Origin of the sequence: Sulfurimonas sp. (assembly GCF_026988655.1) — a bacterium.
In the GTDB taxonomy this organism is placed as follows: domain Bacteria; phylum Campylobacterota; class Campylobacteria; order Campylobacterales; family Sulfurimonadaceae; genus Sulfurimonas.
Genome location: NZ_JALSKT010000076.1, coordinates 1 through 8,028, shown reverse-complemented (window position 1 = coordinate 8,028; position 8,028 = coordinate 1). Strand labels below are relative to the sequence as shown.

Genomic DNA, 8,028 nt, shown 5'->3' with positions numbered 1-8,028 from the left:
TAATGTATATTTTATAGCTGCCTTGATATTTTTACTCAGTGGGCTTATCTCATTTTCCACAGGAACTTCCTGGGGGACTTTTAGCATTATGATTCCCATAGCTATACCTTTGGCAGTTACAATGGATGCAGATGTTGCTTTAGCCATCGGCGCAGTTATTAGCGGGGGTGTTTTTGGTGATCACTGCTCACCTATTTCTGACACAACAATTATCTCATCGCTTGCAAGTGATTGTGAGGTTATAGAACATGTCCAAACGCAGTTGCCATATGCTCTTATCAGTGGAATCATTGCTTTTGCTCTTTTTATTCTCTTTAGTTTCATAAATGTGACATAATTCAGAGAAAATTTAAGGAGAAAGTAAATATAATAAATTTATGTATATTTTTAAAAAATTATTTTTATTATTCTTATTCCTTACAAGCCTTAGTGGTTTGCTCACTCTTAGTGCAAAAGAACAACAAGATAGAGTTGTTTTGCTTGGAAAAGTTCAATTTGTTGGTGAGAAACTAAACGCAGTAAATCAGTCAAAACTCAATGAATACTTTAATACTATTAGAAGTTATGAATTACAGTACAAAGAAGTACAACTCATACTCAGAGGAGATACTAGCTGTGGGGATGAAGATGAAGAGTATGCTCAGAGTGTTGAGGAAATGTTTATAGATAGAGGTTTAAGTCCAAAGCAGATAAGCCTAGAGTATATTAGAGCTAAAAGTGCTTATAAAAATTGTTCTCAAACAAAGGTGGTAAGCTTAAAACTTCAGGCAAGGAAACTACGTAAAGTAGCACCACTTCCTCCAAAAATAAAAAAACCGAAGATAGAGATGATTGTAGTTTTACTCAAAGGAAGAAAAGAAGATACAGCTATCGAAGTTAAAACGCCTTTAGCTGCTGTTGTTGTGGATAAGCCAAATGAATCTGTGACGATTACCGCAGATAAAAATATCTCAAAACCTAAAAAACTACAAGCAAAAGAGCTGCAAACGCTTTTTGGTACAACACTAAGTACGAGTAAACTCAAACGTTACCATTTTGTGCTTTATTTTGAGCATCGAAATTTAGATAAAAAATCAAAAATTAGATTGAAAAAAATTATTGCTAAATTAAAAGAGATAGATAATCCATATATAGAAATCATAGGTCATACCGACACGGTAAAGAGTGTAAAAGAAAATCAAAAAAATGGTCTACAAAGAGCTGAGCGTGTGGCAAACAGTATCAAAAAAGCAGGTGTAAAATATCTTAAAATGGATGTCTCTTCACATTCAGAACTTGATTTGGCAGTGCAGACGGCAGATGAAGTAATAGAGCCATTAAATAGAAGGGTAGAACTATTCATTCAATAAAAAAACATATAATTGGTCTCTATTTTCTTATCGCCTTTTTCGTGTTGATAAGTCATTATTTTGCGTATAAGAGTGATTTTACTCAGGCAATAGATTATGAAGTATATGATTTTATAGCTGAGCAGTTTCCTATGAGTGAAGATAAAAACAACTCATCATACTCTATCATGGTTGACATTGATGAAAAAAGTTTACAAGAAATGGGACAGTGGCCTTGGCCAAGAGTTGTTTTAGCAGACTTGATATCAAAGATTGATGCTTCTCACCCTGCTGCTATTGGCTTAGATATTATCTTTCCTGAAAAAGATAGAACTTCTCCTTATATGATGGCTGCTTTTTATCAAAACTATTTTAATCTTAAAACATCTTTTACCAAGCTACCCAAAGTTTTGGAAGATAATGATTTGATTTTTTCAAAGGTATTACAAGAGAGTGAAAGTGTTCTTAGTATTTATCTTTCTCATGAATATTTTCCTAAAAATAACTGCGATATTTCCCCTTCTATTACAATAGATACAAAAGGTTTAGCACTCAATACATATGAATACGCACTGTGTAATACGCCACTTCTGCAACAAAATAATAAACATCTTGGGTTTATCAATACAGATATAGATAAAGATGGAGTACTTCGCCGTATAGAATTGCTTAAAGAGTATAACAATATACCTGTTCCTTCATTCTCTTTGGCTGTTGCATCTGAGCTAGATCCAAATATGAGTATACAAAATAAAAAGATTACTATTTTTGATACAGAGAAAAGCCTCGATAAAGATAGCTCTTTTTTGTTGACTTTTTATAAAGATGGATGGTATAAAAAAGTTTCAGCTATTGACATCCTTCATGCAAAAGTTCCAGTGAGTATCTTAAGTGGTAAAATAGTACTCGTAGGTTCCTCTTCTATTGGTCTGCATGATCAAGTGATCATCAGTGGTGGTACAAAAAGCACTGGAACAAAAATACATATGACTGCCTTGGATAATATTCTCAATGGTACATTGCTCACGCAACCTAATATTTATAAAATCATCAATATTATTTTCTCAATCATTGTGACCTTATTACTTTTTTATCTTATTGCAAAAAAGAAAAATATTATTACTGTATTAGTTATTGTAACAAGTTCGATACTTTTTACGTTAGTGGTAATATCTAGGTTTCATGATAGTATTTATATCTCAGCAGGATACTTTTATCTTCCATTTATTGTAAATTTTATGATTGTGAGTATCGCTTTTATGATAATAGATATGTATGAGAAAAAACTTATGTCAGAAGAGCTTGATCGTTCTCATGTTGCACTTTTAGATAGCATGGTGCATGTGGCTGAGGTGCATGACATAGAGACCGGTGCGCATATTATACGAACGAAAAAGTACATTAAAGTGCTGGGTGAACATTTGCATAAAAAAGGATATTTTCCTAAGGTACTGACCCCGACTTTTATAAAAATGATGTACAGAACTGCTCCACTACATGACATTGGAAAAGTAGGGATTGAAGATGCCATACTGAAAAAACCTGGAAAACTTACTTTTATTGAGTATGAGGTGATGAAAACACATCCTGATTTGGGAAGACTTATTATAGAAAATGCTATTAAAAGTTATGAAGAAAATAACTTTTTTGAGATGGCAAAAAATATAGCCTATACCCATCATGAAAAGTGGGATGGTAGTGGGTACCCTGAGGGATTAATGGCTAATGAGATTCCTCTTGAGGGTAGATTTATGGCCATTGCAGATGTGTATGATGCTCTTGTTAGTCGAAGAGTCTATAAAGAATCTTTTAGTTATGAAGATACTTATAGGATTATACAGGAGGGTAGAGGTGCACACTTTGACCCAATCTTAGTCGATGCTTTTTTTGAGATAAAAGAGGAATTTCGAAGGATAGCAGAAGAGTTTTCTGATGAGATGGATATTTAAGGAGAGATGATGAAGTATATATTTTTAGTATTGATGTTTGCTGTAGGTTTGTTAAACGCAGCAGAAATTGCAGTTGTCAAAGATTGTAAGGGTGAAGTGTTTGCAAAAAATGCAAACGGAATGATAGCGCTTACAAAAGGTTCAATTCTTGATGAAAATATGAGTGTTATAACTAAGCAAGGTTCTATGGCGCTTATCATTTTTAAAGATACATCCACATTGACTTTAGGTCAAAACAGTGTTATCAATCTTAGTAAGTTTGTTTTTAAACCTACAAATAAAGAGTATGATTTTAAAATGTTTTTGCATAAAGGAAGTTTAGTTTTTGAATCAGGAAAGATAGGTGACTTAGCCCCACAGGCTTTTGAGCTAAAAACTCCAAGCGGCATTGTGGCGATTCGTGGGACGAAGTTTGCTGTAAAAGTAGAGTAAGCTTAGGCTTCGAGATAGTAGTTGATGGAGTAGCGTAGGTCTTCATCAAGGTTATCCATGCTTTTAAGCATCCAGCGCAGATACCCTGCATCTTCTAGAGCCACTTCTTGAAGTGATTTTCCTTTGTGTTTTCCAAATCTAAATGTTGTGACAAGAATTGGTGTGTTTGTTAAATCAACCATCTTCTCAACTGGATTTTCTCCTGGAAATTTTTCTTGCACTATTGCTTTTAGTTTTGAGAGAAAAAGTTTTAAAACTAAGACGTCACCGATTGCATCATGTGCTTTGACTTCTATGCCAAGAGCATCTGCCTCTTTTTGTTCGTCTTTATAAAGCTCCATTTTGTAGCGAAAATACTGCAATCTATGCGCTTCTTCTTCTGGCATGACATGTTTTGCAACACGGAGAGTGTCTATCACTTTCATTTGTGTCTTAAAACCCTCTTTTTCAAGCATAGTAATGTCAAAGGGAGCATTATGAATGATGATGTAATTATCAGGAGTGTTAAGCTCTTCTAAGCGTTTATATGCTGGGGTTTGGGTACAAGCAGGTTTATCGACGAGCATATCTGGTGTAATGCCATGTACTTCCATCGCACCGAATTTGATAGGAATGTCACTGCTACAAAATTCATTATGCACCTCTATCTCTTTAGCTCCAAGAACCATATAACCTAGTTGTATGACTCTATCTTCTTCGCCTGTTCCTGTTGTTTCTGTGTCTAATATTATGTATTTTGCCATTAAGTACCTCTCCATAAATAACTCCAAATTGGAGTTATTTATGGAGAGGTACTTATCTTTTGCTCTCATATGTTACTTTAAAATTCTTTGTTGCGTTTGGCGCAACGGTGATGCTAAATGTAACTAAATTTCCCTTAGTAAAAGCATACTTTTGTTTTGTTTTTATGCTGGAGTGAATATCTTTGTTAAAAGGAACAAGCAGTGTTACATGTTTTTTCTCTTGCGAAGCATTTGTGACACTGTAAAGTACCGTACTTCTTAGCCACTGTTTCGTATCTTCTCTTTTGAGCACTTTTTGGCGTGTTTTTATGTCGAAGTTTTTACCGATTTTGAGTTTTATTTTTGTGTTTTTAGGTGTATGTGCTAGCTGCGTTTGACCGAGTAAAATAGTCTGATTTTTGAGTTTTGCATAGGTTCTGACTATACCTTGAGGCAGAGGAATATCTAACTTTTCAAGTGAGATGAACTGTGTAACATCGCTTTTATGCTCACCTCGTAGATAGAGTGGATTACTCAAGCGTGATTCGTATTCTCTTTTTATTTTAAGAGCATTTTTTGTGAGAAATTTTATCTGCGTTTTTTCATTGTTTGCTAAAGTGACTTTAAAAGGAATGGTATAAAAATGGTAGCCTTCATAGGCTTGTTGTGAAACTTGCGGAGAATCTGCTAGCATACGCACCTGCTTATACATGACAGGTTGTATTTCATTTTGCACTCGGTTAATATCTCCTGCTAAGAGTGATAACTCGGTGTTTGTAAAGTTTTTTCCAGAACGGTTGTTAATGGTTATCCATCCACTAAGTTTGGCTCTATCTCCTTTAACATTGAGAATATAGTCACTCTTAAAAGAGATGTTTTTTATAAGATAATCAAGTTCCATTACTGCGTTTAGACTCTTGTGTGCTTTGATATTCCAAACAAGGGAAGGCTTTAAAAGAAGTGTTTTTGGTATCTCCTCAAAGGTAATGTCTTTACTTTTAACACTGCGTATTTGTTTGTTTTTTTCTCGAACTAAAGCATCACTCCCACTATATGAAAGTAGGGTGACATTACGGTCATTTACTTGAATATTTTTACCGATGTAGGCATCAAGAAGTTTGTTTTTTGTGAGTTTGTCATAACGATATTGTTGTGAGTAAAGTGTAACCCAAGAGGGTAGTTTTACATTCACTGAGTCGGTATCTATCGTACTTGCGACATCTTTATAAATGATTTGTGTATCACTCTTTTTGAGAGATATATTACGTTCTTCATGGACAAGACCAATGTTAGAATTATAAACAATAAGCGAAGCAAAAAGACTTTGGGATAGAGTAAGCGTTGCAATAAGCATCAGGGATGTTTTTTTCATAGGATTTTCCTCGTGAAATTTTTAGTATTATAGCGTTTTAGTTCAAAATAATGTAAAACTATTGAACAAATATTATGACTCTAAATCAATTTTCAGCTAAAATACAACAAAATAATACAACTTAATGATGGATAAGTAGATGGCACAATCAATAGAACCAAACATAGCAGACTTAGCAAACGGATGGCTAAAATCTTATGGCTTAAGCTATAAACTAGAACAAGAGTCTTTAAATAGTGAGATAGATAAAGCACTCAATGATTACCATTCAAAAGGTGGAGGTAAAGGGGGTAATCGCCCTGATGCAAAGTTATTATTGCGAGATAAAAATCTAGTTAATTATCCTATCCTCATAGAGTACAAGGGCTTAAAAGGAAAACTTGAAAAACTTGATGCCAAAGGGCAAGTGGCAAACAAAACCAGCAAAAATGAACCTAATTTTAAAAATATAAAAGAGTATGCCATCAATGGTGCAGTGCATTATGCAAATGCAATTTTGCATCATACGAGTTACACGGACATTATAGCTATAGGTATGACAGGCTATAAAGATGCCACAGGAGCTATAAAACATCAAATCGCTGTCTATTTTGTCTCAAAAAGTAACTATGGTGTTGGTCAAAAAATTGATGAGTTTTCCGATTTTTCTTTTTTAACTCCAAAGAACTTTGATACGTTTATAGAAAAAGTAAAAACACTCTCTCTCACTCAAGAAGAACTAGATGAGATCAAAGAGCAAAAAGAGCGAGAGATTGACACGAGTCTAAAAAGTCTCAATAATGACATCTACGAAAATGAAAAAGGCTTAGGAGAGAACGACCGTGTTTATCTTGTAGCTGCTTCTATTATTGCCACTATTGGAATTCCCTCAAAAGTTCCCCCACTAGAAAAATCTGACCTCAAATCCATAAGTGAAACAGGCAACAACACAGATGGCAAAATAGTCATGAGAAAGATAGAAGATTTTTTAGATGAAAAAGAGATACCTAAAGATAAAAAAGAGTTGATACTCAGAACACTAGAAAACACACTCACAACTGCCAATATAAACAAGATAAAAGATGGAGAGAGTCAACTCAAAAGAGTCTTTACTAAAATCATAGATGACATAGGCATATACTACAAAATAGGCTTAACAACTGACTTTACAGGCAAACTTTTTAACGAAATGTATGGTTGGCTTGGTTTTTCACAAGACAAACTTAACGATGTTGTACTTACTCCTTCTTATATAGCTTCTACTTTAGTGAAGTTAGCACGAGTAAACAAGGACTCCTTTGTCTGGGATTTTGCTACGGGGTCGGCTGGTCTTTTAGTCGCAGCTATGAATGAGATGCTCAATGATGCTAAAGAGAGTATCACTTCACCTGATGAGCTTAGACAAAAAGAGATAGCCATAAAGTCACAACAACTTTTAGGTTTAGAACTTCTCTCAAGCGTTTATATGTTAGCAATTTTAAATATGATACTCATGGGAGATGGAAGCTCCAACATCTTAAACAAAGATTCATTAGTAGATTTTGATGGGAATTATGGTTTTGGAAAGGTCGAGGATAAGTTTCCTGCAGATGCCTTTGTGCTTAACCCTCCATACTCCGCCCCCGGAAATGGTATGAATTTTGTACAAAAAGCACTGAGTATGATGCACAAAGGTTATGCTTCTGTCATCATCCAAAATTCAGCAGGAAGTGGAAAAGCTGTTGAGTATAACAAAGAGATACTCTCTAAGAACACACTTATAGCAAGCATTAAAATGCCTATAGATATTTTCATAGGTAAGTCGAGTGTACAGACGAATATCTATGTTTTTAAAGTGGGTGAGAAGCATCACAAAGATGAGATGGTGAAGTTTATAGACTTCTCAAACGATGGCTACACAAGAACAAACCGTAAAAAGGCGAGTAATAACCTCAAAGATACCGACAATGCCAAAGGGCGATATGAAGAGCTAGTAAACTTAGTACGATTTGGCAGAAGCAAACTAAAAATCTTTACAGATAAAGAGTACTACGAAAACACTATAGATCCTGAAAATGGTGCAGACTGGAATCAATCCGCACCAATAGATACTAAACCCACTTTAGAGGACTTTAAAAAGACAGTAGGTGACTACTTGGCATGGGAAGTGAGCAATATCTTAAAAGGGCAAGGAGAGAGCCAAGGACTGGGAAAGTAGATGCCCTGCTCGATGCTAAGCTAAAAGGTGTTGAGTGGGGTGAGTTTAG

At 34.8% G+C, this 8,028-nt stretch carries 7 protein-coding genes; 5 read left to right on the top strand and 2 right to left on the bottom strand.

Annotation, left to right across the window (positions count from 1 at the left end; all coding sequences use genetic code 11):
* The 4 genes from MV052_RS08305 to MV052_RS08290 all read left to right on the top strand — a co-directional run.
* Nucleotides 1-337: Na+/H+ antiporter NhaC family protein (locus MV052_RS08305; protein WP_297443069.1), on the top strand; the 337-nt coding region annotated here is incomplete at its 5' end.
* Between the two features lie 97 nt (nucleotides 338-434).
* Nucleotides 435-1,349, top strand: coding sequence for an OmpA family protein (locus tag MV052_RS08300; RefSeq protein WP_297443066.1), 915 nt, complete (start codon nucleotides 435-437; stop codon nucleotides 1,347-1,349).
* Nucleotides 1,350-1,390: 41 nt separating this feature from the next.
* The gene (locus MV052_RS08295; protein ID WP_297443063.1) at nucleotides 1,391-3,277 is read left to right on the top strand and encodes a CHASE2 domain-containing protein; all 1,887 of its coding nucleotides are present in this window, start codon (nucleotides 1,391-1,393) and stop codon (nucleotides 3,275-3,277) included.
* Between the two features lie 9 nt (nucleotides 3,278-3,286).
* On the top strand, nucleotides 3,287-3,709 hold the full coding sequence (locus tag MV052_RS08290; RefSeq protein WP_297443061.1) for a FecR domain-containing protein: 423 nt from the start codon (nucleotides 3,287-3,289) through the stop codon (nucleotides 3,707-3,709).
* 2 nt (nucleotides 3,710-3,711) lie between these two features.
* Here the strand turns inward: MV052_RS08290 and MV052_RS08285 are convergent, their stop codons facing one another.
* A complete protein-coding gene (locus tag MV052_RS08285; RefSeq protein ID WP_297443057.1) occupies nucleotides 3,712-4,452 on the bottom strand; it encodes an exonuclease domain-containing protein in 741 nt (246 codons plus the stop codon).
* A 52-nt stretch (nucleotides 4,453-4,504) separates the two neighbouring features.
* Nucleotides 4,505-5,803 carry a hypothetical protein gene (locus tag MV052_RS08280; protein ID WP_297443054.1) on the bottom strand — a complete coding sequence of 433 codons (1,299 nt, stop codon included), beginning with the start codon at nucleotides 5,801-5,803 and terminating at the stop codon, nucleotides 4,505-4,507.
* A gap of 139 nt (nucleotides 5,804-5,942) precedes the next feature.
* On the opposite strand from MV052_RS08280, the gene MV052_RS08275 reads away from it, so the two are divergent.
* Entirely contained in the window at nucleotides 5,943-7,979 is a 2,037-nt protein-coding gene (locus MV052_RS08275) for an N-6 DNA methylase (RefSeq protein ID WP_297443052.1), read from the top strand.
* Nucleotides 7,980-8,028: the final 49 nt, after the last annotated feature.

What these genes read in the sequence shown, in the direction of transcription:
- MV052_RS08280 (WP_297443054.1), bottom strand. Translation starts at nt 5,803, where the DNA reads ATGAAAAAAACATCCCTGATGCTTATTGCAACGCTTACTCTATCCCAA.
- MV052_RS08275 (WP_297443052.1), top strand. Translation starts at nt 5,943, where the DNA reads ATGGCACAATCAATAGAACCAAACATAGCAGACTTAGCAAACGGATGG.
- MV052_RS08285 (WP_297443057.1), bottom strand. Translation starts at nt 4,452, where the DNA reads ATGGCAAAATACATAATATTAGACACAGAAACAACAGGAACAGGCGAA.
- MV052_RS08290 (WP_297443061.1), top strand. Translation starts at nt 3,287, where the DNA reads ATGAAGTATATATTTTTAGTATTGATGTTTGCTGTAGGTTTGTTAAAC.